The sequence below is a fragment of the Pseudomonas sp. BCA17 genome (assembly GCF_004519405.1).
GTDB lineage: Bacteria > Pseudomonadota > Gammaproteobacteria > Pseudomonadales > Pseudomonadaceae > Aquipseudomonas.
Genome location: NZ_SGWI01000007.1, coordinates 218,129 through 241,276, shown reverse-complemented (window position 1 = coordinate 241,276; position 23,148 = coordinate 218,129). Strand labels below are relative to the sequence as shown.

Here is a 23,148-nt window from a genome sequence, read left to right as displayed (position 1 = left end):
ATTGGGCGAAAAAGGCAGCCATTATAGGGGCGCGGGCGCCAAACAGAAACATCGGAGGGGATAAGACTGACGAGTTGAAGCGAGGTATGGCGAGGATAGACATGTGCATACAAGCAGGCGCTCCAAGATGGTGCGCCTGCCTGCATTCAACTCAACGGAACAGTACCGCCGTCTTCTGCAGGGTCACCCACACACCCCACGCCAACGGAATGCCCACCACCAGCCATGCGGCGATGGCTAACGGCACGCTGCCGGACGCGGCTTTCCACTCCAGGGAAGTGGAGGCATCTGCACCTTTGTCATGGCCCAGCGCCTGTTCGGCGGCCAGTTCGGCATCGGTCATGAAGTACTTGTCGGCCACCGGGCGTACCAGCATGTTGCAGATGAAGCCCAGAACCAACAGGCCGGCAAGGATGTACAGGGTGATGTCGTAGGCAGCGGCTCGCTCGACACCGATGCTCAACTGGTACTCACGCAGGTAGTTCACCAGCACCGGACCCAACACGCCCGCCGCAGCCCACGCGGTCAGCAGGCGACCGTGGATCGCACCGACCATCTGAGTGCCGAACAGGTCGGCCAGGTAAGCCGGAACCGTCGCAAAACCACCGCCGTACATTGAAAGGATGATGCAGAACGCCGCCACGAACAGTGCCACGTTACCCAGATGCCCCAGGTTCGGAATCAACGCATACAGGGCAAAGCCCAGGGCGAAGAACACGAAGTAGGTATTTTTACGGCCCAGGTAGTCGGAGAACGACGCCCAGAAGAACCGGCCACCAATGTTGAACAGGCTCAACAAACCCGTGAATCCGGCGGCGATCGCTGCAATGGAAGCCAACTGACCCGCATCCAGCTGACCGAACGGCACGTCAACGCCCAGCAACTTGCCGCCAAACACTTCCTGCAACAGCGGAGAAGCCATGCCGAGGATGCCGATACCGGCGGAAACGTTCAGGCACAGCACCAGCCATACCAGACGGAACTGCGGGGTTTTCCAGGCCACGTTCACATGGACGTGGCGGTGGGTGATCATCGCGTTGCTGGCTTTTTTCGCCGGAGCGGTCCAGCCCTCGGGCTTCCAGCCGGTCGGCGGGACGCGGTACGACAAGGCGCCACCGATCATGAACACGAAGTAAATCGCAGCCATCACCAGGAAGCTCTGCCATACGCCTACGCTGGTCGGCGAAGCGAAGTGGCCCATCAGCGCCGCAGCCAGAGGTGCACCGACCATCGCACCGCCGCCGAAGCCCATGATTGCCATGCCGGTCGCCATGCCGCGTTTGTCCGGGAACCACTTGATCAGGGTCGATACGGGCGAGATATAGCCCAGGCCCAGGCCGATACCGCCAATGACCCCGGAGCCGATCCACATCAGCCAGATCTGGTGGGTGTAGATACCCAACGCCGAGATCAACAGCCCGCCGCACCAGCACAACGCCGATACAACGCCCGCTTTACGTGGCCCGGCGTGTTCCAGCCAACCACCCCAGATCGCTGCCGAGCAGCCCAGGAAGATGAAGAACAGGGTGTAGATCCAGCCCAGCATGGAGATGGGCCAGTCGCATTGAGACGAGAAGACCTGGGCGATAAAGCTCATGTCCGGCGCGCAAGCGACGGGCGCAGTGATCCCCAGCGCCTTGGACAGTGGCAGCCAGAACACGGAGAAACCGTAGGCCATGCCGATGCACAAGTGGATGGCCAGAGCGGCCGGCGGAACCAGCCAGCGGTTGAACCCGGGCTTGGCGATGATGCGTTCCTTGGACAGGAACGCAGGCTGCGCGGCAGTACTACCCGCCGCAGTGCTAGTGCTCATTGATGTTTCCCCCAGTTATTGATTTTTGATCGTCGGGCGCTCTCTCACTCAGCCTTACACGCAAAGCGATGGCCGTTTTTTGTTGAGTAGAAGCTCCTATGGGCGCGACGCTGTGTCGCAGAAGGCAGACGAACCCGCGCAGATTAGCACCTGCGAATGACAGAAAAACCAAAATGACATCACCTTTTTTGCGATAACTGTATTTTTTGGCGCCAAAATCCCGTTTCACACGGGCTCGATACAATGTAACCATCCGTGAACTGACGGGGGCCTGCGGGCGTTATACTCTCCGGCTAAATTTTTGAATTCGACATACAAGGACTCGCCCATGAAAGCGTTCGGCAAAATCCTGGGTCTGGTACTTCTCGGGCTGTTGCTGATCATTGTGGCCCTCGGCTTCGCCTTGACCCACCTCTTCGATCCCAACGACTACAAAGACGAGATTCGCCAGATTGCCCGCGACAAGGCCCACATCGAGCTGACGCTCAATGGCGACATCGGCTGGAGCCTGTTCCCCTGGCTGGGCCTGGAACTGCACGAAGCCAGCGTCGCCACCCTGACCAATCCGACCAAACCGTTCGCCGACCTGCAGATGCTCGGCCTGTCGGTACGCGTGTTGCCGCTGCTGCGCCGCGAAGTGCAGATGAGCGACGTGCGCGTGGAGGGCCTCAACCTTCGCCTGAACCGCGACAAGCAAGGCCATGGTGACTGGGAAGACATCGGCAAGAACGTACCGGTGGCAGGCACCGAAGCTCCAGCCGCCGTGCCTGTGGAAAAGCCTGCCCAACCGGAACCTGAGAAACCGTCAAAGCCGATCCGCCTGGATATCGACAGCCTGACCATCAACAACGCCCGCGTTGAATACAACGACGAGCAGACCGGCAAGCAGTTCAGCGCCGAGAGCATCCAACTGAGTGCCGGTGCCGTGCACGAAGGCGCCAGCATCCCGCTGAAACTCACCGCCTTCCTGGGCACCAACCAACCCCTGATGCGCGTCAAGACCGAGCTCAACGGCAACCTGCGCATCCAGAACGCCCTCAAACGCTATCAGTTCGAAGACATGCGCTTGAGCGGCGAAGCCACCGGCGAGCCGCTGCAAGGCAAGACCGTGACCTTCTCCACCCAGGGCCAGGTACTGGTGGACCTCGCCGCCAATATCGCCGAATGGACCAACCTGAAGCTGTCCGCCAACCAGTTGCGGGCGTTGGGTGAACTGAAGGTCAACGACCTGAACAAAACCCCGCAACTCAATGGCGCCCTGTCCGTCGCCCAATTTGACCTGGCCAAGTTCCTCGAAAGCATCGGCCACCCGTTGCCAGCCATGGCCGAGGGCAGCCTGAGCAAGGTCGAACTGGTCAGCCGCCTCAAAGGCACGCCCACCAGCGTGGCCCTGGAAGACCTGAACCTGAAGCTTGATGGCAGCACCTTCACCGGTCGCGTCGCCGTGGATGACTTCGCCAAACAATCCCTGCGCGTTCAGCTCAAGGGCGACACCTTCAACGCCGACAACTACTTACCGGCCAAATCCGAATCCGCCAAAGGTGCAGCCGCCGCACGCCAGGCCGAAGTCCAGAACAGCGAAATGGGCGCCATGGCTGCCGGCGGCACCACTCCGCTGCCGGACGCCCCGACCAAAGGCGCCTGGAGCACCGACAAGCTGCTGCCGCTGATCCGCCTGCGCACCCTGGACGTGGACGCCGACCTGGCCTTCGGCCAACTGACCCTGAGCAAGCTGCCGATCCAGAATGCTGCGCTGAAAGCGTCCGGCCTCGACGGCCAGCTCAAGCTCGACAGCCTGAGCGGCGGTCTCTACAACGGTACATTCCAAGCCAACGGTACGCTTGATGTGCGCCAGGACATCCCGGTCGTGGCGGTGCAAACCCATATCAGGCAAGTGCCGGTTGAACGCATCCTGCAGGCCCAGGGGCAAAACCCTCCGGTCAAAGGCCAGGTCACCCTGGACAGCAACCTCACAGGCCGCGGTAACAGCCAAAAAGCGCTGATCGACAGCCTCAACGGCACTGCCAGCTTCGTGATCAATAACGGCGTGCTGCTCAATGCCAACCTTGAACAGCAACTGTGCACCGGCATTGCCCTGCTCAACCGCAAGACCTTGAGCAGCACGCCACAGGGCAAGGACACGCCATTCCAGGAACTGCGCGGCAACCTGACCTTCCATAACGGCGTGGCCAGCAACCCGGACCTGAAAGTGCGCATCCCGGGGCTGACGGTCAATGGTAATGGCGACGTCGACCTGCGCGTACTGGGCATGGACTACCGCGTCGGCATCATCGTCGAAGGCGACAAGCGCGACGTTCCGGACCCGGCCTGCCAGGTCGGCAGCAACTTCCAGGGCATCGAAGTACCGCTACGCTGCCGTGGTCCGCTGGAGCTGGGCGCCAAGGCGTGCCGACTGGACAAGGATGGCTTGACCCAGGTGGCGATCAAGGCGGCCGGCAACAAGCTCAGCGACAAGCTTGAAGAGAAGCTCGACAAGGTCAACCCACAACTGAAAGACGCCCTGAAAGGCCTGTTCAAGCGATGAGAGACGAGCAATTTTCACAGGCGGTGCTCGATTGGTACGACCGCCACGGTCGCCATGACCTGCCCTGGCAACAGGGCATCACGCCGTACCGGGTATGGGTCTCGGAGATCATGCTGCAGCAGACCCAGGTCAGTACGGTGCTGAACTACTTCGATCGCTTCATGGCCTCGCTGCCAACGGTCGAGGCCCTGGCCGCCGCGCCGGAAGACGAAGTGCTGCACCTGTGGACAGGCCTGGGTTACTACACCCGCGCCCGCAACCTGCAGAAAACCGCCAGGATTGTCGTCGCCGAATACGGCGGCGAATTTCCCCGTGACGTCGAAAAACTCACCGAGCTGCCCGGTATCGGCCTGTCCACCGCCGGCGCGATCGCCAGCCTGAGCATGGGCCTGCGTGCGCCGATCCTCGACGGCAACGTCAAACGCGTGCTCGCGCGTTTTACCGCGCAGGAGGGCTACCCAGGCGAACCCAAGGTCGCCAGGCAACTGTGGGCGACCGCAGAGCGCTTTACACCCCATGACCGGGTCAACGCCTACACCCAGGCAATGATGGACATGGGCGCCACGCTCTGCACCCGCAGCAAACCCAGCTGCCTGCTGTGCCCGCTGAAAAAAGGCTGCGAAGCCCACCTGCTCGGCCTGGAGACGCGTTACCCGGTGCCCAAGCCGCGCAAGACCATCCCGCAAAAGCGCACGCTGATGCCGCTGCTGGCCAACGCTGAAGGCGCGATCCTGCTTTATCGTCGCCCTTCCACGGGCCTGTGGGGCGGTTTGTGGAGCCTGCCCGAGCTGGATGACCTGGAAGACCTGGACCACCTCGCCAACCAGCACGCACTCGCACTGGGCAAGCAACAGGCACTGCCGGAACTGATCCACACTTTCAGCCACTTCCAGCTGGCCATCCAACCCTGGCTGGTGCAGGTTGAGGAAACCGCCCATCACGTGGCCGAGGCCGACTGGCTCTGGTATAACCTCGCCACCCCGCCGCGCCTGGGCCTTGCCGCCCCGGTAAAAAAACTGCTGAAGCGCGCGGCCGATGCATTGAACGCAGGAGAGTTGTCATGACCCGCACCGTAATGTGCCGCAAGTACAAAGAAGAACTGCCGGGCCTGGAGCGCCCTCCCTATCCGGGCGCCAAGGGCCAGGATGTGTTCGATCACGTCTCCGCCCAGGCATGGGCCGACTGGCAGAAACACCAGACCCTGCTGATCAACGAAAAACGTCTGAACATGATGAACGCCGAAGACCGCAAATACTTGCAGGGCGAAATGGACAAGTTCTTTTCCGGCGAAGATTACGCCAAGGCCGACGGCTACGTGCCACCTGCTCAATAACTGATCAAAAATCGGGGTCGGAACGTAAGCGACGGTAATAATTAAATATTTTTTGAAAACTTGCTTGACGACCCCCTGAAAAACCCGTTTAATGCGCCCCGTTGCCCAGATAGCTCAGTCGGTAGAGCAGGGGATTGAAAATCCCCGTGTCGGCGGTTCGATTCCGTCTCTGGGCACCACTAATACCGAAAAACCCCAAGCGAAGATAATTCCTTGGGGTTTTTTATTGCCCGCGATTTAACGGCGCCCGGGCAAGCTCAAGGCCTGGCTCTACTCAAGAAAGAACGGAACAGCCTGATTCAAATGATCACGCCGAACCGTCTCCCCGCCTGCAGCTTGTTTATCGCGCGGCTCAACCGTTTAGCTTTTATATTTCTTGCTGCAAGGTAGTGATTTGATGACCCGGTATGTGTTCTGCGCGCTGTTACTGCTGACTGCATTGCTCAGTGGGTGCGCCACGCAAATGGATGTCTCGATCAACGCGACACCTGATCCGGACTATCACTTTGATCGACAGGCAACCGTGCTGGTAACCACGTCCGTCGGGGGCAATGCGCAGAACACGCTCAATGCCCGCTACTACCTTCGAGACATGGTCAGAGCTCTGAAGGACCAGGGCTTTCGAGAGGTGTTCACTGACACCACCCTGCCTCAGAACCATGCACCGATCAGAATGACCGTCACGCTCGATGTCGACAGTCGGCAGGTCACTTACCGCTATACCGCCACCGAGTACGGCCAGGTACCGACCAGCACCACCACCGAGTGCAAGAAGAACAAGAAAAAAGACGACCAACTGACCTGCACCAGCAAACCCAACACCACCTATGGCCCAGTGGGTACCTCGGAGCGAACCGGCTACACCACGCTTACCACGTTCACGGCTACTGCCCGGGATGAAGCGAGCAGGCGCGCGGTGTATGTACTTCGGGCGACGTCCTACAACGAAGATTGCCAGGCCGCCAAAGTCGAGGCGTTCCTGGTTGAACAGGGTCTGCAGAACCTGAACTTCCAGGACCGCATGCAACGCAACTACACCGTCAAGATGCCCGAGGGTTACCAGTGCAATTAGCCTGCACTGGATCAGCCATCTACTTGAGCAAAAACACCATCAACGGATTGTCATTCAAACGCCCTTCATAGCTGGGTGCCAGTTGCTCCACCGGGGTACCTTTCAACAGGGCAGTCTCTTTGCGCGAGACAATCACCCAGGATGGGCGGGGCAACGCGTTCAACTTCTCAAGCTCATTACGCCCCACAAACAGCGGCTGCTCATCGTGGTCCAGGTTCATCATGTAGCGCACCGCCCAGGTGTCGCGCGCCAGATTGACAAACACCAGCGGGCCGGGCTGCGATACCCGAAGCGTTTCCACCTGGCTGACAAACCGCCGCGTGTCGAATTGCAGGTCCTTGGCGGGCTCGATCACCACCACCAGCAGCAGCCATTGCGCCGCCAATGCGATGACGCTGAGCCACACCAACCTCAGCTCCCGCCGCCAGGCCACCAACGCCACCGCTTGGAGAATGACCAGCACACCGATCAGCAGCGGTAACGAAACATCAGGCCAGTAACCGTGCTTTTGCCACGCATGCCGACAAACAAAGAGTACAACCACGCCCAAAGCCGGTAGCGCTGCGACAAGCCCTTCATAGCTGCGACGCACGCCCGCAAACCAACCTTGCGCGTGAAGCAGCCCATAGGCGGCCACAGCAGCAAACATCGGCACCATCGGCAGAATGTAGTAGGCACGCTTGAAGTGTGGCACCGACAGGCCGAGCAGAATCATCAAGCCACAAGCGCCGAGACGCGCCAATAGTTGCACGTCTTCATTCGCCCACCGCTCAGCCCAACGATGGCGCAGCGCAATCATGGTCGCCAGCGCCAATGGCACCACAGGGAAGTAGCGATACAGGCTCAGCTGGAAGTAGAAATAAAACGGCTCGCCCGATTCATCGAGACGGCCGCCAACCTGCATCTTGAACACTTCATCGGCAAAGGCATCGCCACCACTGACCCGCGCAAGCTTCATCAGCGCCCACCAGCACGCCGCAAGCAGCCCTAACCCGACAACGCCGTGGACCAGCACCCGCTTGACCCTTTCACCTGGCCGACCCAGCGCCCAGTACACGCACACCACCCCACACACCTCGATCAACCCCAACGGCCCGCGGATCGCGAAGCCCAGGACGAACAGCGGAAAAACCGCCAACTGCCGCACCCGCGACCCCAGGCGCTCGCCGCTGTGCAGCAGATAGAAACTGCCGACACACAACAACGCCACCATCTGGTCCAGGCACACCGAGCGGGATTTTTCCAATAACTGGGTTGTGAGCAGCGTCAGCAACACCGTGAGCAGCGCCCAAGGACGACTGGCAGGCGCCAGCAGGCGATAGATCAGGGCAACCACCCCTGCCGAGGCGAGCGCCGTCGGCAGCACATTGGCCAAGTGATTCGGCGCACCAAACAACCGGGCAAAGACAAAACTGAAGAAAGTCGCAGTGCCGGGGTAATCCGCATACGGCTGGCCGTAGGTAGTGGGGAAAAGGCTCGCACCATGGCGAAACATTTCCTGCATGAACAGCGCCCAACGCCCGTCAAAACCTTGCGGTTGCTGATCCCAGATGCCCAAGGTGAATAGCAGCAGGGCGATCAGGAAAATGCCCAGGGACTCCAGGCGAAAACGACTGCGGTGATCCATTGGTTGTCCTTTCAGATAGGGTGCGCCGGCTATATGGTGCCGCAGCGCATCCTGAATAACGCCTGAACAAACCCCAACATTCACGCTTTACCGATTGGCGGGCCATACCCACAGTGGTACCAGGCGAACGTAGATCAGCTCACCCACCAACTCGACCAGTGTTTGCAGAATGACCGCCGTTGCGGCAATGCCACGCACATCTTCGGGCAGAGCCAGTGCCAGGGGCAGCACCACCAGCGAATTGCGCGTCGATGCGCTGAAGGTCACCGCACGCGCCGTCATGGCAGGCAACGCGAACAGCTTGGATGCCAACGCCCCCATCAGCGGCGCCAACAGCAGGAACCCCAAGTAGACCGGAATCACCGGCATCAACAGGCCGATATCGCGCACCACCGCGGTGATCTGCGAGCCGATCACCACAAACAGCACCAGCGCCATCGCCGGCACCGGCAGCCAGGCCCAGGCATTGCTCCACAGGCGTGCAACGCTGGAGCGGCGCGCCAGGGGCATGGTCAAGACCGCGAGGAGCATCGGTGCCACGATCAACCACAGGAACGCCTCGACAAACGGCCCCACAGCCACCACCCCTTCGAACTGCGCGCCCAACATGAAACTCAGGTATACCGGCAGAAACACCAACTGCAGCAACAACAGCAGCGGCGTCGCCGCCAGCATCGACTGCGAATCGCCCTTGCCGATATGGGTAAACACCACCACGTAGTCGATGCATGGCGTGAGCAGCACCAATAGCGCCCCCACCAGCAAAGCCGGGTGCCCCACCAGGCCACGGGTCAACGCCCACACCAGCAACGGCACCAGAACAAAATTGGCCAGCAGCAACGCCGCGAGGAAGCGCTTGTTGATCAAGCCTTGGCGCAGGTCCAGAAACGGGATTTGCAGGAACATCGCATACATCAGTACCGCAATGGCGGGCATGACCAACGTGCCAAATCCTTGGGCCGCCATGGGCGCAAGCAGGCCGAAAGAGGTCGCCAGGATGACAGCAGCGAAGTAGATCGGGATCTGGTGGTGTTCAAGGGTGTCGCGGGTCATGGGCCAACTCTGGTCAATCAAAAAAGATCGCAAGCCTGGGCAGCCAATGCGATACGTCGAGCATACCGGCACTTTCTGCACGCATGGCCGGTTAAATTTGATAATTTCGGCTTCTTATAAAAAGCGCGTGTGTCTCCGAGCCCACCCAACAAGCGCATGGATTGAACCAACCGATGAACCTGCCGACCCGACCTGCCCCAGAAGCATTTCGACAGCCTGCCGCCGACGGCTACCTTATCGGCGGCTTCACCTGGCGCCATATCCGCACCGACACCACGCGCCCGGTGGTGATCATCAACGCCGCCACCTCTGTGCGTTGCCGCCATTACTCACGCTTCGCCGACTATCTGTTTGCCAATGGCTTCGACGTCATCACTTATGACTATCGCGGCATCGGCGAATCCAGAAAAGGCTCTTTGCGAGGCTTCAATGCCTCCTGGTCAGATTGGGGCGTGCTGGATTTCGAGGCGATGCTGCAGCGCGCTCAGCGAGAATTTCCCGGACAACCGATTGATGTGGTTGCCCACAGTTTTGGCGGTTGCGCAGCCGGACTGGGGGCATCGGGCGCGGTGATTCGGCGGATCGTCACGGTGGGCGCACAGTTCGCCTACTGGCGCGATTATCACGCGAGCGAACGCTGGCGGATGCTTGCCAAATGGCATGTGGCGATGCCATTGATAACGGCCCTGTGTGGGTACTTCCCAGGCAAACGGCTGGGCTGGCTGGAGGACACGCCCAAAGGCGTGGTGAGAGACTGGGCCACGCCGGCATCGAAGTACGAACAGCGCCCCAGCGGACGCACCCTGGGTGAGTTGCCATTCCGTCGCGTGAAAGCTCAGCTACTGGCCATCAGCATTACTGACGACCCGTTTGGCACAGTGGCGGCCATCGAGCGGTTGCTGGGTTATTTCGACAGCAGCGAGCGCACTCATTTGCGTATCGCACCCGAAGATATCGGCGAGAAAACCGTCGGGCATTTCGCGTTCTTTCGCAGTGAATATCAGCACCGACTGTGGCCCATCGCGCTGGCGTGGCTACGGCAAGGCGTGCTGGCAAACGACACGCCCGGGTACCGAGTGACGGAACGCACGTAGATTCCCTTGGGATTTCCCCCAACCTGCGCTTCAATACCCGGCCCAGATCCTGAACCAAGGACGCAAGCCCATGGCTTCGCCAAACAAACAGCAAAAACGTGCCCACCGGGCAAAGGCCAAGGCCAAGCAAAACCGCACCCAGCGCGCCGTCGCGGCGAAGCCGGATGCATTCGCCGGCGATGACAGCCGTATCGACCTTGAATCGGTGGATTTGACCGAGCTGTTTGTAGAGATGCGCACGGCAGGTGATATCAGCCAGCAGGCGTTGTGCGCGGCATTCCTGGCGCATCCACTGCTGGCACTGGTGCTGGAGCAGGAGGGCGAAGAGGAAGCCACCGACTTTATCCTGGCGGCGCTGATTGAATATCGACAGTGGGTCACGGACAGCGATGACGAAGCGGCTGCGCTGGCGTGGATCGAGTCACCGCAGTTCCAGGCGGATTACGTGGCGGCGTCCCAGGCACTGACCCAGTCAGCGGACTGACCCAAAACCAAATGTGAGAGGGACTCGCTCCCTCCCACACTTGAACTGCAGCACATCAAGCACTGCATTCAATCACATCAATTGAGTACCGCAGCACCCAGCTTCTGTGCCTTGCGACGGCTCGCCACAAGCAACCCCGCCAGCACCACCAACAAGCTCAAGATACCGGTCGCGATAATCTCGACCCGGTGTGCTTCCTGGAACAGCATGATGGTCAACGTACCGACGATGAACACCATCACTGCGTAGGTCAGACCAGGGAACAGCCACATCTTGAACGCGATCTTCTCGCCCGCCGCCGTGCGCTTCTGGCGCATGCGCAATTGCGACACCGCAATCACCAGATACACCAGCAACGCAATGGCACCAGAGCTGGCCAGCAGGAACTCGAACACGGCCGCCGGAGCCACGTAGTTGGCAAACACCGCCAGGAACGCCGCGCCAGTGGACAGCAAAACCGCCCAGTAAGGCGTGCCGCTTTTGTTGGTGCGCTTGGACACGGCCGGTGCATCACCGCGACGGCCCAGGGAGAACAGCATGCGCGAGGCGGTATACAGCGCCGAGTTCAGGCAACTGGTCACGGCAACCAATACCACCAGATCGACGATCATCTTGGCATTCGGGATGCCCATGCGCTCCAGCACGGTCTGGTAGGAACCTACCGCCGCCAGGGAAGGATCGTTCCATGGCACCAGGGACACGACGATGAAGATCGACAACAGGTAGAACAAACCAATCCGCCAGATCACCGAGTTGGTGGCCTTGGTGATTTGTTGGCCGGGGTTCTTCGATTCAGCTGCAGCGATGGTGACGATCTCGGTGCCCATGAACGAGAACATCGTCGTCAGGATGGCCGCCAATACCGCGCCCATGCCGTTAGGCATGAAACCCTGGGTGTCGAACAGGTGCGAAACGCCGCTGACCTGGCTGGTTGGCAGGAAACCGAAAACGGCCGCCAGCCCGAGGATCACAAAGCCGACGATTGCCACCACCTTGATCAGCGCAAACCAGAACTCGAACTCGCCATAGTTCTTCACGCTGAACAGGTTAGTCGCCGTCAGCAGCAACGTGATGATCAGGGTAAACGCCCAGATCGCCACACCGGGGAACCAGGCATGGAGAATGGTCGCAGCGGCGTTGGCCTCCAAAGGAATCACCAGCACCCAGAACCACCAGTACAACCAGCCAATCGTGAAACCGGCCCAGTGGCCGATCGCACGGTCGGCATAAGTGGAAAACGAACCGGTGTCCGGCGACGCAACGGCCATCTCGGCCAACATCCGCATCACCAATACCACCAGCGTACCGGCAGCCGCATAGGCCAACAGAACGGCCGGGCCGGCTGCAGCGATCGCATGGCCGGAACCGACAAACAAACCGGCACCAATTACGCCGGCAATCGACAGCATCGTGACGTGACGCGGTTTGAGCCCCTGTTCGAGGTCATTGGAGCTTTGCGTACTACTCATTGACACACCTTTGCGAGGAATTGCGAAAACGGTCCGTCCCGCCTGCTATCTTTCTCGTGAAAAGAATGCAACGGGGCGTTCTTTATTTTTTACGCAAGAACTGCGCCAAAATGTTACAAAGTCCCGATTGACGCGGCCTGTAGGACGATTCCACAACCGTCGCAAGTCATTGAGAACAATGGCATTCCGCTATAGCGTTACCGTGCGACTCACATTCACCCCCAACAAACGCACCAAAAACACACACAAAAAGTACGTGACGCCTCATAAAAGGGCTGATATGCGCCGTTTGCCCGGTTAACCCTTCCAACACCCGGCCAAAGCTGGCACCATCGCGCCCTTTTTTACGCGAAGCCTGTGGATTTTCCGGGGTCAAACGTCTGTAGGTTGTAGATGGCGCGACACGCCGCTGTGCCGATGCGACACCCTGCCGCAGACCACCGGTCAACCGTCCGCAGCGCTGTTGGCGGCCATCCGAACGCATGCTAGCTTGGCGCCTCGCCAGGAAGGCGGCCCAACAGCGAAGAACGCAACGAACACAATGAGGACCGCACATGGCCGAGGCCACGCCCGCGCTTGAAATCCGCAACTTGCATAAACGCTATGGTGAGCTGGAGGTACTTAAAGGTATCTCGCTGACCGCCCGCGACGGCGACGTGATCTCGATCCTGGGTTCCTCCGGTTCCGGCAAGTCCACCTTTCTGCGCTGCATCAACCTGCTGGAAAACCCCCATCAGGGCCAGATCCTGGTAGCCGGCGAAGAGCTCAAGCTCAAGGCCGCGAAAAACGGCGAGCTGATGGCCGCCGATGGCAAGCAGATCAACCGCCTGCGCAGCGAAATCGGTTTTGTGTTTCAAAACTTTAACCTGTGGCCACACATGAGCATCCTCGACAACATCATCGAGGCGCCCCGCCGTGTGCTCGGCCAAAGCAAGGCCGAAGCCATTGAAGTAGCCGAAGCCCTGCTGGCCAAGGTCGGCATCGCCGACAAGCGCCACGCCTACCCTGCGCAACTGTCCGGCGGCCAGCAACAACGGGCAGCCATTGCACGCACCCTGGCGATGCAGCCCAAGGTCATCCTGTTCGACGAGCCGACCTCGGCCCTTGACCCGGAAATGGTTCAGGAAGTACTTAATGTGATCCGCGCGCTGGCCGAAGAAGGTCGCACCATGCTGCTGGTCACCCATGAAATGGGCTTCGCCCGCCAAGTGTCCAGTGAAGTGGTGTTCTTGCACCAAGGCCTGGTCGAAGAGCAAGGATCGCCACAGCAGGTGTTTGAAAACCCGCTTTCGGCGCGCTGCAAACAATTCATGTCCAGCAACCGCTAACGGAGCAACATGCATGCAGACCTATAAAAAATTCCTTCTGGCCGCGGCCGTCTCGATGGCGTTCAGCGCCACGGCCATGGCAGAAACCTTGAAGATGGGGATTGAGGCGGCCTACCCGCCCTTCAACAATAAAGATGCCAGCGGCAATGTCGTGGGCTTCGACAAAGACATCGGCGACGCCCTGTGCGCCAAGATGAAAGTCGAGAAGTGTGAAGTGTATGTGTCCGACTGGGACGGCATCATCCCGGCCTTGAACGCCAAGAAGTTCGACTTCCTGGTGTCTTCGCTGTCCATCACCGATGAACGCAAGCAGGCCGTCGACTTCACCGACCCGTACTACTCCAACAAGCTGCAATTCATTGCGCCGAAAGCTACTGCGGACTTCAAGACCGATGCGGCGTACCTGAAGGGCAAAACCATCGGCGCACAACGAGCGACCCTGGCCGGCACTTACCTGGAAGACAAGCTGCCGGACACCACCGCCAAGCTCTATGACACCCAGGAAAACGCCTATCTCGACCTGACGTCCGGGCGCCTCGACGGCATCCTTGCCGACAAGTACGTGCAGTACGAATGGCTCAAGAGCAAAGACGGCTCGGCCTACGAGTTCAAAGGCGACCCCGTGGTGGAGAGCGACAAGATCGGTATCGCCGTACGCAAGGGCGACCCTCTGCGCGAGCGCCTGAACAAAGCCCTGGCGGAGATCAAGGCAGACGGCACCTACAAGAAGATCAACGACAAGTACTTCCCGTTCAGCATCGAATGATCTGAACGACTTGCCCGGCGTGCTCACTTGGGCACGCCGGCTTTTAGCAATGCCTTGCGATATGAAAACACCATGAATTTCGATCTCTACGGATTCGGCCCGGCGCTTGCCGCCGGCGCGCTGATGACCGTCAAACTGGCGCTCACGGCCCTGTGCCTGGGGCTGGTGCTGGGCCTTGCCGGCGCCTTGGCCAAGACCTCCCCGTACAAGCCGCTGCAATGGCTTGGCGGCGCTTATTCGACCATCGTTCGCGGCATTCCGGAATTGTTGTGGGTGCTGCTGATTTATTTCGGCACGGTCAACCTGATGCGCGCCCTCGGCGAGTTCTTCGGCAACCCCGATCTTTCTCTCAGCGCCTTTGCCGCCGGGGTGATCGCTCTGGGGCTGTGCTTTGGGGCCTATGCCACGGAAGTGTTCCGTGGCGCGATCCTCGCGATTCCCAAGGGCCACCGCGAAGCGGGCGTGGCGTTGGGGCTGTCGAAACTCAGGATTTTCACCCGCCTGATCATGCCGCAGATGTGGCGCATCGCCCTGCCGGGCCTGGGCAACCTGTTCATGATCCTGATGAAGGACACCGCGCTGGTCTCGGTGATCGGCCTCGAAGAGATCATGCGCCACGCACAGATTGGCGTGACCGTTACCAAGCAGCCGTTCACCTTCTTCATGGTCGCGGCGTTCATGTACCTGGGCCTCACCGTGCTGGCCATGACCAGCATGCACTTCCTGGAAAAACGCGCCGCCCGCGGCTTTGCAAGGAGCACCCAATGAGCGGCGACTACAGCTGGCTGGCGCATTTCGACCTGGGCCTGAACTGGGCCGTGATCATCAAGTGGCTACCCAAACTGGCCCAGGGCGCCACCCTCACTCTGGAACTGGTGGCCATCGCCGTTATTGCCGGCCTGCTGCTGGCGATCCCGCTGGGCATTGCCCGTTCTTCACGCCGCTGGTGCGTGAGCGCCCTGCCCTACGCCTACATTTTCTTCTTCCGCGGCACGCCGTTGCTGGTGCAGTTGTTCCTGGTCTACTACGGCCTGGCGCAGTTCGATACGGTGCGCGAGAGCTTCATGTGGCCGTACCTGCGCGATCCGTTCTGGTGCGCCACGGCGATTATGACCCTGCACACCGCCGCCTATATCGCCGAGATTCTGCGCGGCGCGATCCAGGCCATCCCGCCGGGTGAAATCGAAGCGGCACGCGCCTTGGGCATGTCCAGGCCCAAGACGTTGTTCTACATCATCCTGCCCCGCGCCTCGCGCATCGGCCTGCCGGCGTACAGCAACGAAGTGATCCTGATGCTCAAGGCCAGCGCCCTGGCCAGTACCGTAACGTTGCTCGAACTGACTGGCATGGCGCGCACGATCATCGCCCGCACCTACCTGCCGGTGGAGATCTTCTTCGCCGCCGGGCTGTTCTATCTGCTGATGGCTTACATCCTGGTACGCGGCTTCAAACTGCTCGAACGCTGGTTGCGCGTCGATGCCTGCCAGGGGCGCTGAAGCGCGTTTCGAGGCGCTGGATGCGTTTCTGATCGAGCACCAGGGGCTGTGGCGACCACGGCCCTTTACGCACCTGCAATTACCCTGGGAAGCCGAGCATCCCGAGTTGGCCCATTGGCTCCGCCAACGTCCGTTGGCGGACGCCGAAGCCAGTCACAACCACGCCCATGAGCTGCCGGCACCCGCACCTTTCCCGCAGTTGGCGGAGCGGGCATTGCGCCTCAGCGCGGTAGACGAGCTGCCAAAACGGCCACTTGCTCCCGCTCGCCACCGCCTGAACGTCGATGTGCCAGGCCGCAAATGGCAGCAGATCGAAGCCTTCGGCGCCGCATTGCAGTTCGCCGAAACACCTGGCCACTGGCTGGACTGGTGTGCCGGCAAAGGTCATCTCGGTCGCCGCCTGCTGCAACCCAACCAACAACTGACTTGCCTGGAATACGATCCGGCCCTTGTCGCCTCGGGCCAGGCGCTGAGCGAGCACCATGGATTGGCCGTCACGCATCGCCTGCAAGACGTAATGGCGCAGGTGACACTCAGCCCCGAACACACGCCCGTGGCCTTGCACGCCTGCGGCGACTTGCATGTGCGCCTGCTGCAACTGGCCAGTGCGGCTGGCTGCAAACAACTGGCGCTGGCACCCTGCTGCTACAACCGCATCAGCGCCACACACTACCAACCGCTGTCCAGTGCCGGCCGCAGGTCAGCCCTGCGCTTGTCAATTGATGACCTGGGCCTGCCACTGAGCGAAACCGTCACAGCCGGCAACCGCGTACGCCAGCAACGCGACATGTCCATGGCTCGACGCCTGGGCTTTGATCAGTTGCAACGGCAGCTGAGCGGCCGCGACGAATATTTACCCACACCGTCGCTGCCCGCCAGTTGGCTGGACAAAACCTTCGCCGACTACTGCCGGGATCTGGCCGACCTCAAGGGTATTTCCACAGGTGAACAGGATTGGGTGGCGCTGGAGGCCCATGGATGGCGCCGGCTGGCGCAGGTGCGAAACCTGGAGTTGGTGCGTGGCTTGTTTCGGCGCCCGCTGGAGATGTGGCTCGTGCTGGACCGCGCGCTTTATCTGTCGGAACAGGGCTACAAGGTTGAAATAGGCAGCTTCTGTGAACCCGCACTGACCCCACGCAACTTGATGGTGCTTGCCGAGCGCGATTAAGGGGCAAAAATTCCTACATGCCCCTGTGGATAACTCTGTTGATGAATTCTTTACAGAGGCTGTCACCATCTGCGCTACAGCCCAAAAGGCAAGCTGATCATTTTTTGTTCACAAAATAAAACGCACACAAAACAGGCAGTTGCAGCGTGTTGAGAACCGCGCCACAAAATGGCTGTTTCATGACAGCCTCAACCAACCGATTGTGCATAAGCATCTGGCGTTAAGCCTATAAACAGCGTTTTTACGCGCTTTTTTTCGGCGCCTTCAACACCCGACAAATCTCGTTGATATCGTCACTGGCCAGATGTTTGGCCACGTTATCCAATGGATCGGCCGCAAACGCCAGCGCCTCGTTGATCGCCACATCGCGATGAACTTCCAGCGGAGGTTTCTCCAGGCGCTGCTTGAAGGCCTCGACCATGTCCAGGCTGAAGGCATCGCTCTCATCCACCTGGTTGACCACTACATACACACAGGGTGGGCGCTCACCTTCAAGGTAGGGCGCCAGCAATGGGTCCAAATGGTCCAGGGTGCCCAGACACGCCGCATCTGGATGAACCACCAGCAGCACCACATCGGCGACACTCAGCGCTTGATGAAAGTAGACATTATTACCGGCAGGCGTATCGATGATCAGCGTTTGCCGCTCGCTCAGGCCCAGGGACGAAAGACGCCGTGCCAGCCAGCCAGGTTCGTGCTTGAGCCAGCGTTCCAGATTTTCCTGCTGTTGGGTATCGATATCGCCAAAGGTAATCACCTGGCAACCGGCAAACCCGAGCTGTTGCAAATCCCGCCATTGGCCATGTTCCAAGCTGGTGCGGCCAATACCGGGCAACGTCGCACTGACGCCGAAGTGGTGGTGCAGGGCATTTTGCGGATCCAGGTCCAGCGCCACCACCGACTCACCATGACGCTGCAACCCGCTGCTCAAAGCCGTAGCCAGCGTGCTGCGGCCAACGCCGCCGTTGATAGACACCAACGCGACAACTTTCGCGCGCACGACGGCGGTATCGGCGGGTTGGGAATGTAATGGGGGGTTCTCGTCGGCGGGCACACTGCCAAAAAAGTGCATTCGCGCATTGATGCCTTGGGCATCGTGGCTGACATCTTTACCAAACAGCGCCAGAAGTTCTTCGCTAAGGCTCATAGCCCTCTCCTCACGACGCAACTAAAGACGTGATGCTCGGCAAGCAGGCACTAGCCGCAGGTCTTATTATAGGCGTCTCAGTCGTCGCATTTTGTGACAGGCATGGCAGAGTGTCATTATTTTGTTGTTTTCATCGATCACTTTTTAGACAAGCGGTAGTTAGTCAATTTTATGACTAGGCGCTCCGTTCAGCACATTTCCAGCGCCTTCGTATTAGCAAGTACATAAGTCTCTCGCCAATACACAACGAGACAAAAACCCAACACCGACGACACAGCCCAGATACCTCTTCGGCGCTCAATGGCCTCACCCACCATTGACTCCCATGAGGACACCACCATGAACCCCAACAACTGGAAAGCCTTCCTCGCCGCCAGCCTATTCGCCGTCACCTTCACCGCCCACGCCGACGTCGCCCACAAACCCGACATCCAACGCGTGTTGTCGACCAGCGAAACCACCCTCCCGGGATGCGGCGTGGTCAATGCACGGATGACCTACCTGGATTCCAAAGGCGAGACGCGGGTATTGGATTACATGAAATTCACCGACCATTGTGGCGACGGCAATTGAGGCTGATTTAAAGCCTCTGGCTGGCTGAAAAATCACCAATCGCAAAAAAACCTCCGTCTCTGCAAAAATAGTCAGAATTCAGGGGTTTACAGAAGCTTACCAATCGCTATAATCGTCGCCCTAACACGCCGGTATAGCTCAGTTGGTAGAGCAACTGACTTGTAATCAGTAGGTCCCGGGTTCGACTCCTGGTGCCGGCACCATACAAGGTTCCAGAGAAGGCTTTCAAAATCTCTGAAACCCCCGAAAAACCCGCCCTCTGGCGGGTTTTTTCGTTTTGGCGTTCCGTCGGATTCCGCCAAAATCTTATGGATACCAGCCGTTTTAAGGATAAAGATAGGGGTAAGGTCATTCGATAAAGGGAGGAGTACCCTTATGTCGCGCACCACTGCCCCGCTCTCTGATTCGGCTTGCCGTTCAGCCAAGCCCACCGACCGCGCCTACAAGCTTTTCGACGGCGACGGCCTCTACCTTTTAGTCCAACCCAATGGCCGCAAAGGCTGGCGTTTCAGGTATGTAAAACCTGATGGTCGTGAAGGACTGACCTCGTTTGGCAACTACCCCGTGGTCGGCCTCGCCGATGCGCGCAAGAAGCGGCTGGAGGTCAAGCGGATGCTGGCGGAAGGCATCGACCCCATCGAGTCCAAACACCAAGCCAAGACGCAAGCCACAATCCGAGGCCGAACCTTTGAGAGCGCAGCCTTGGACTGGCACAAAGCGATGTCTGCCAAATGGGCACCGGGCCACGCCAAGACAGTTCTGAGCCGCCTAAAAACCCACGTCTTCCCGCTGATCGGCGCTCGCTCCATTGTCGATCTGGACACCCATGACCTGATGCAACCTCTGGAAGCGATCCAGAAGCGCGGCACGATTGACGTCGCTTTAAGGGTACAAAACTACCTGCAAAGCATCATGCGCGAGGCAAAGCGTTCTCGGCAGATCACCGCAAACCCTGCCTACGACCTTGAAGGTTTGATCAAAGCCCCGAGAGTGGTTCATCGCCCCGCTCTACCCTTATCGCGCCTGCCTGAATTGCAGGAGCGTATCGACACCTACAAAGGCCGCGCACTTACCCGTCTGACGGTCATGCTCTCGCTGCATGTGTTCGTACGCTCCAGCGAACTGCGCTTCGCCCGCTGGAGCGAGTTCGACCTCAAGCGCGGCACCTGGGAGATACCGGACACTCGACCCGCGTTGGACGGAGTACCCTTTTCAACAAGAGGCACGAAGATGGCCGGGGACATCCACCTTGTACCCTTATCGCCGCAAGCCGTGACCCTGCTTGAACAGATCCGCACCCTCACCGGCGAATTCGACCTGGTATTTGCAGGCGATGCCAACCCGTCGAAACCGATGTCTGAAAACACGGTGAACAGCGCGCTTCGAAATATGGGTTACGACACCAAAACCGATATCTGCGGGCATGGGTTTCGTTCAATGGCCTGCAGCGCACTGATCGAGTCAGGACTGTGGTCCGAGACCGCCATTGAAAGGCAGATGAGCCACAAGGAACGCAACAACGTCCGTGCCGCTTACATCCACAAGGCTGAGTTCATCGAGGAGCGCAGGCTGATCATGAACTGGTGGAGCCGGTATCTGGAGGCCAACCGGCAGGAGCATGTCACTCCACACGAATTCGCAAACCAGACCGGAGCGAACGTCGCTCGCCTAAAAGCAAAACGTGGCGCAACCGAGTAAGCGCTCGGTCTTCATATCTCAGTGATCCGCTTGTCCACGCGGGTCCATCCAAACAGGGCTGCAAAGCCGCCCAGTTTGGATGGACCTCACTTAAAAAATCTAAAGCCCACGCAACTGTCTGTGGAAAACCACAGATTTCCACCGGTGGATAATTTCATCCACAGCCGCAGAACTCCCAAAAATTCGAGCCTTGACCCGAATTATCCACAGGCGTAGAAAAGATCTGGCAAATCGCTGTCGCTGACAGCAACCCAGGTAGCCAGAACCTTTAAGGCTACGCCACACCGTGGTGGCTCTCCCAAAGTGCGATTAGCGTCCGGCGGCTCGCACGGTCACAGCGATGTGATGGATGCCTACTTTTACCAGTGTGCCCACTGCGGCAACTCATCCCCCTTTCATAGCTGCCCTGCAGCAACCTATCCGCTTGGCCATTCCCGTGCGCCAACCTGCGCCCGTCTCTTTCTCCCGGAAAGAGACGGGCGCTCCTACCACTGCTGCAGCCCAACTCGTACAAGGCTTTGCGGCATTCCCCCTCGTGACAATCGGCGTGACAAACACCGAAATCACCAGCAACAGCGATGCAGATGATGGTGCCGCAGTCCAAGGAATGGACTGCACCTGACTGACTGTCAGGCATGCCCCGGTCATCGCATCACTGCCTTCACCCGACTCAGGATCTCGCGGCGCTGGTCTCGTCAGCCAGTGCAGCCTCCACCTGCCCACTTCTTCGGAAGTGCTCAGGAGGTCAGATCATGAGATGCCCAAGCTCCCGGTCGTAAGGAGTCGCTAGTCCCGCGTTAGTGGACATCCCCACAGGCCGCAGGGGCCTTGATCCCTGATAACACTCAGCATTCTTGGCGGGATGAAGTGGGGCGAAGACCGGCGAAAAGGATATGAGGTAACCGACATGGCGTTAGTGGGTAGACGTGATGGCCGAAATTTCGGCTACGGCAGGCAATTAAGCTACGCAGGGCCGCAGGCTCTAAAAGACATGTTCGGCGGTGGCCATTACGGCACGGTCAAAGCGCACTCTGATCGATGGCAGTCGTTCGTGAAGTGGTGTCGTTCCGAAGAAGGTCCCGGAATCAATGATGCGCGGCAGATTGATCGGGAAATAATGTCGGATTATGCGGTATACCTTCATGACCTGGTTGGGCTGGGCCACCTTGCTATCAGCACTGCCCAAAACCGGCTATCCAGCGTTAACAGGACCATGGCAGCGCTTCGCGGTGATCAGTGTGTGAAATTGCCAAGTCCGAGCGAGGCGTTGGGTATGCGCCGTAGCGGGATTCGTCACGCGGTACCGCAAGGCCAAGACCGCGAACAGGTTCAGCTGATCGTCGACGCGCTTTGCAGCCATCACCAGCTACGGGCCGCAGCGATCGTTAAGTTGGCACGAGCCACCGGCATGCGTTTGCGTGAGGCCATCTTGGCTGACTTACCACGGCTAAGCCGTGAGGCTAAAGACTTCGGCAAAATCAACATCCAGGACGGCACCAAAGGCGGCCGCTCCGGTGCCTCGGCCCCTCGTTGGATTGTGGTGGATGACCATGTTAGCGATGCGCTTAAATTTGCGGAGCAGGTATCGCCCGCGGGTAGCCGCAACCTGATTGCTCCAAGTGAGAGCTACCTGAGCGTTCTGCGGGAAGCCGTCCGTCCTGCGCGGGGCATTCTCCATGTACTCAAATTAAAAGGCTTTCATGAATTACGGGCGGCGTACGCTTGTGAGCGCTATGAGCAGATCATCCAGCACCGCGCGCCTATAAACGGTGGTAGATGCTGCCAGATAGACCGACGCCTTGATCGTGAGGCCCGAAGGCAAATCAGCTGTGAGCTAGGGCACGGTCGAGTTGATATAGTTGCCGCCTATATTGGGGGGCGAGCATGAGTAAGCCATTCGATATGGAGTTGTTCTTGGCTGGCGTGCTGACCGGGTCGCACGCGACGCAGCAACGCCATTTGCGGCAAGCGAAAATTATCCAGGCTAAAATTGCGGACCGCTGGCAGCGAGAGACACCCTGGGCTTGGCAGAGAAAGCATGTGGTTTGGTTTCTCGATCATCACATAGCCAAGCGCAGTGCGGAGACGCGGTATTACTATTTGCTGACTTTACGGCTGCTCGCTCGTCGGTTGGAAAAATGTTGGATGCTCGATCTCTGAACGAGCATCGAATTTCGATAGCCACGGTCGACAATGTATCTGTTCGCGGCCGGCCACAAGCAGGCGCTCGGCGCTACGGCCATTTTTGCCAAGTTGCGCCTCTTGGAGTGAGGCTAAAAAATTGTGGCCTAGTCATGCCTGCGGTCAACCTGGCGATATCAGCTATACATTCTTCCCTGCCAGGTTGAGAGGAGGAAGCAGTGACTACCCAGTGAGCCAAGGCTTTCTTGGCCGGACAGACTGAATCGCCCCTACGTCCATTGACTCTAGGATGCAATGCCATCACCGTCACCCTTGCATTCATTCTGAGTTTTCGGCGGTA

General features: G+C 59.2%; 20 protein-coding genes and 2 tRNA genes. 17 read left to right on the top strand and 5 right to left on the bottom strand.

The window, feature by feature from the left end:
- Positions 1-151 precede the first annotated feature (151 nt).
- Positions 152-1,813 carry an OFA family MFS transporter gene (locus EXW71_RS23805; RefSeq protein WP_134660409.1) on the bottom strand — a complete coding sequence of 554 codons (1,662 nt, stop codon included), beginning with the start codon at positions 1,811-1,813 and terminating at the stop codon, positions 152-154.
- A gap of 328 nt (positions 1,814-2,141) precedes the next feature.
- Between EXW71_RS23805 and EXW71_RS23800 the strand changes: the two genes are divergently transcribed.
- From EXW71_RS23800 to EXW71_RS23780, 5 genes are all read left to right on the top strand, one after another.
- Positions 2,142-4,358, top strand: a complete 2,217-nt coding sequence (locus tag EXW71_RS23800; protein ID WP_134660408.1) for an AsmA family protein — start codon at positions 2,142-2,144, stop codon at positions 4,356-4,358.
- Entirely contained in the window at positions 4,355-5,422 is a 1,068-nt protein-coding gene (mutY, locus tag EXW71_RS23795; RefSeq protein WP_134660407.1) for an A/G-specific adenine glycosylase, read from the top strand. Before EXW71_RS23800 ends, mutY begins: the two co-directional genes overlap by 4 nt.
- A complete protein-coding gene (locus EXW71_RS23790) occupies positions 5,419-5,691 on the top strand; it encodes an oxidative damage protection protein (RefSeq protein ID WP_123716287.1) in 273 nt (90 codons plus the stop codon). The genes mutY and EXW71_RS23790 overlap by 4 nt, the downstream gene beginning before the upstream one ends.
- Before the next feature lie 103 nt (positions 5,692-5,794).
- A tRNA-Phe gene (locus tag EXW71_RS23785) sits at positions 5,795-5,870 on the top strand.
- 218 nt (positions 5,871-6,088) lie between these two features.
- The gene (locus tag EXW71_RS23780) at positions 6,089-6,763 is read left to right on the top strand and encodes a hypothetical protein (RefSeq protein ID WP_134660406.1); all 675 of its coding nucleotides are present in this window, start codon (positions 6,089-6,091) and stop codon (positions 6,761-6,763) included.
- A 19-nt stretch (positions 6,764-6,782) separates the two neighbouring features.
- On the opposite strand, the gene EXW71_RS23775 is transcribed toward EXW71_RS23780, so the two are convergent.
- Positions 6,783-8,390 carry a glycosyltransferase family 39 protein gene (locus EXW71_RS23775; RefSeq protein WP_134660405.1) on the bottom strand — a complete coding sequence of 536 codons (1,608 nt, stop codon included), beginning with the start codon at positions 8,388-8,390 and terminating at the stop codon, positions 6,783-6,785.
- 87 nt (positions 8,391-8,477) lie between these two features.
- Positions 8,478-9,443, bottom strand: a complete 966-nt coding sequence (locus EXW71_RS23770; RefSeq protein ID WP_134660404.1) for an arsenic resistance protein — start codon at positions 9,441-9,443, stop codon at positions 8,478-8,480.
- A gap of 173 nt (positions 9,444-9,616) precedes the next feature.
- Between EXW71_RS23770 and EXW71_RS23765 the strand changes: the two genes are divergently transcribed.
- Entirely contained in the window at positions 9,617-10,537 is a 921-nt protein-coding gene (locus EXW71_RS23765) for an alpha/beta fold hydrolase (protein WP_134660403.1), read from the top strand.
- 70 nt (positions 10,538-10,607) lie between these two features.
- On the top strand, positions 10,608-11,021 hold the full coding sequence (locus EXW71_RS23760; RefSeq protein ID WP_134660402.1) for a hypothetical protein: 414 nt from the start codon (positions 10,608-10,610) through the stop codon (positions 11,019-11,021).
- A 77-nt stretch (positions 11,022-11,098) separates the two neighbouring features.
- Here the strand turns inward: EXW71_RS23760 and gabP are convergent, their stop codons facing one another.
- The gene (gene gabP, locus EXW71_RS23755) at positions 11,099-12,490 is read right to left on the bottom strand and encodes a GABA permease (RefSeq protein ID WP_134660401.1); all 1,392 of its coding nucleotides are present in this window, start codon (positions 12,488-12,490) and stop codon (positions 11,099-11,101) included.
- A gap of 554 nt (positions 12,491-13,044) precedes the next feature.
- On the opposite strand from gabP, the gene EXW71_RS23750 reads away from it, so the two are divergent.
- The 5 genes from EXW71_RS23750 (at position 13,045) to EXW71_RS23730 (ending at position 17,248) form a co-directional block, all read left to right on the top strand.
- Positions 13,045-13,818: an ABC transporter ATP-binding protein gene (locus EXW71_RS23750; RefSeq protein WP_010213906.1), complete on the top strand. Its 774-nt coding sequence runs from the start codon at positions 13,045-13,047 to the stop codon at positions 13,816-13,818.
- Between the two features lie 13 nt (positions 13,819-13,831).
- Positions 13,832-14,584 (top strand): ABC transporter substrate-binding protein, encoded by a 753-nt coding sequence (locus tag EXW71_RS23745; protein ID WP_123717106.1) that lies wholly within the window; start codon positions 13,832-13,834, stop codon positions 14,582-14,584.
- Between the two features lie 72 nt (positions 14,585-14,656).
- Positions 14,657-15,352, top strand: coding sequence for an ABC transporter permease (locus EXW71_RS23740; RefSeq protein WP_003187757.1), 696 nt, complete (start codon positions 14,657-14,659; stop codon positions 15,350-15,352).
- A 38-nt stretch (positions 15,353-15,390) separates the two neighbouring features.
- Positions 15,391-16,080 (top strand): ABC transporter permease, encoded by a 690-nt coding sequence (locus EXW71_RS23735; protein WP_134660479.1) that lies wholly within the window; start codon positions 15,391-15,393, stop codon positions 16,078-16,080.
- Entirely contained in the window at positions 16,061-17,248 is a 1,188-nt protein-coding gene (locus EXW71_RS23730; RefSeq protein ID WP_134660400.1) for a methyltransferase, read from the top strand. The genes EXW71_RS23735 and EXW71_RS23730 overlap by 20 nt, the downstream gene beginning before the upstream one ends.
- Before the next feature lie 241 nt (positions 17,249-17,489).
- Here the strand turns inward: EXW71_RS23730 and bcsQ are convergent, their stop codons facing one another.
- The gene (bcsQ, locus tag EXW71_RS23725) at positions 17,490-18,395 is read right to left on the bottom strand and encodes a cellulose biosynthesis protein BcsQ (RefSeq protein ID WP_134660399.1); all 906 of its coding nucleotides are present in this window, start codon (positions 18,393-18,395) and stop codon (positions 17,490-17,492) included.
- A 339-nt stretch (positions 18,396-18,734) separates the two neighbouring features.
- On the opposite strand from bcsQ, the gene EXW71_RS23720 reads away from it, so the two are divergent.
- The 5 genes from EXW71_RS23720 to EXW71_RS23695 all read left to right on the top strand — a co-directional run bounded on the left by EXW71_RS23720 (position 18,735) and on the right by EXW71_RS23695 (position 22,826).
- On the top strand, positions 18,735-18,968 hold the full coding sequence (locus EXW71_RS23720; RefSeq protein ID WP_134660398.1) for a DUF2790 domain-containing protein: 234 nt from the start codon (positions 18,735-18,737) through the stop codon (positions 18,966-18,968).
- Positions 18,969-19,095: 127 nt separating this feature from the next.
- A tRNA-Thr gene (locus EXW71_RS23715) sits at positions 19,096-19,171 on the top strand.
- Positions 19,172-19,343: 172 nt separating this feature from the next.
- On the top strand, positions 19,344-20,666 hold the full coding sequence (locus EXW71_RS23710; protein WP_134660397.1) for an integrase arm-type DNA-binding domain-containing protein: 1,323 nt from the start codon (positions 19,344-19,346) through the stop codon (positions 20,664-20,666).
- Positions 20,667-21,573: 907 nt separating this feature from the next.
- A complete protein-coding gene (locus EXW71_RS23700) occupies positions 21,574-22,554 on the top strand; it encodes an integrase domain-containing protein (RefSeq protein ID WP_134660396.1) in 981 nt (326 codons plus the stop codon).
- Complete coding sequence (locus EXW71_RS23695; RefSeq protein ID WP_134660395.1) at positions 22,551-22,826, top strand: hypothetical protein; 276 nt, start codon at positions 22,551-22,553, stop codon at positions 22,824-22,826. Before EXW71_RS23700 ends, EXW71_RS23695 begins: the two co-directional genes overlap by 4 nt.
- Positions 22,827-23,148 lie beyond the last annotated feature (322 nt).

What these genes read in the sequence shown, in the direction of transcription:
- EXW71_RS23750 (WP_010213906.1), top strand. Translation starts at nt 13,045, where the DNA reads ATGGCCGAGGCCACGCCCGCGCTTGAAATCCGCAACTTGCATAAACGC.
- EXW71_RS23765 (WP_134660403.1), top strand. Translation starts at nt 9,617, where the DNA reads ATGAACCTGCCGACCCGACCTGCCCCAGAAGCATTTCGACAGCCTGCC.
- EXW71_RS23710 (WP_134660397.1), top strand. Translation starts at nt 19,344, where the DNA reads ATGTCGCGCACCACTGCCCCGCTCTCTGATTCGGCTTGCCGTTCAGCC.
- EXW71_RS23770 (WP_134660404.1), bottom strand. Translation starts at nt 9,443, where the DNA reads ATGACCCGCGACACCCTTGAACACCACCAGATCCCGATCTACTTCGCT.
- EXW71_RS23745 (WP_123717106.1), top strand. Translation starts at nt 13,832, where the DNA reads ATGCAGACCTATAAAAAATTCCTTCTGGCCGCGGCCGTCTCGATGGCG.
- EXW71_RS23695 (WP_134660395.1), top strand. Translation starts at nt 22,551, where the DNA reads ATGAGTAAGCCATTCGATATGGAGTTGTTCTTGGCTGGCGTGCTGACC.
- bcsQ (WP_134660399.1), bottom strand. Translation starts at nt 18,395, where the DNA reads ATGAGCCTTAGCGAAGAACTTCTGGCGCTGTTTGGTAAAGATGTCAGC.
- EXW71_RS23805 (WP_134660409.1), bottom strand. Translation starts at nt 1,813, where the DNA reads ATGAGCACTAGCACTGCGGCGGGTAGTACTGCCGCGCAGCCTGCGTTC.
- EXW71_RS23775 (WP_134660405.1), bottom strand. Translation starts at nt 8,390, where the DNA reads ATGGATCACCGCAGTCGTTTTCGCCTGGAGTCCCTGGGCATTTTCCTG.
- EXW71_RS23720 (WP_134660398.1), top strand. Translation starts at nt 18,735, where the DNA reads ATGAACCCCAACAACTGGAAAGCCTTCCTCGCCGCCAGCCTATTCGCC.
- EXW71_RS23780 (WP_134660406.1), top strand. Translation starts at nt 6,089, where the DNA reads ATGACCCGGTATGTGTTCTGCGCGCTGTTACTGCTGACTGCATTGCTC.
- EXW71_RS23800 (WP_134660408.1), top strand. Translation starts at nt 2,142, where the DNA reads ATGAAAGCGTTCGGCAAAATCCTGGGTCTGGTACTTCTCGGGCTGTTG.
- EXW71_RS23730 (WP_134660400.1), top strand. Translation starts at nt 16,061, where the DNA reads ATGCCTGCCAGGGGCGCTGAAGCGCGTTTCGAGGCGCTGGATGCGTTT.
- EXW71_RS23790 (WP_123716287.1), top strand. Translation starts at nt 5,419, where the DNA reads ATGACCCGCACCGTAATGTGCCGCAAGTACAAAGAAGAACTGCCGGGC.
- gabP (WP_134660401.1), bottom strand. Translation starts at nt 12,490, where the DNA reads ATGAGTAGTACGCAAAGCTCCAATGACCTCGAACAGGGGCTCAAACCG.
- EXW71_RS23700 (WP_134660396.1), top strand. Translation starts at nt 21,574, where the DNA reads ATGGCGTTAGTGGGTAGACGTGATGGCCGAAATTTCGGCTACGGCAGG.
- EXW71_RS23740 (WP_003187757.1), top strand. Translation starts at nt 14,657, where the DNA reads ATGAATTTCGATCTCTACGGATTCGGCCCGGCGCTTGCCGCCGGCGCG.
- mutY (WP_134660407.1), top strand. Translation starts at nt 4,355, where the DNA reads ATGAGAGACGAGCAATTTTCACAGGCGGTGCTCGATTGGTACGACCGC.
- EXW71_RS23760 (WP_134660402.1), top strand. Translation starts at nt 10,608, where the DNA reads ATGGCTTCGCCAAACAAACAGCAAAAACGTGCCCACCGGGCAAAGGCC.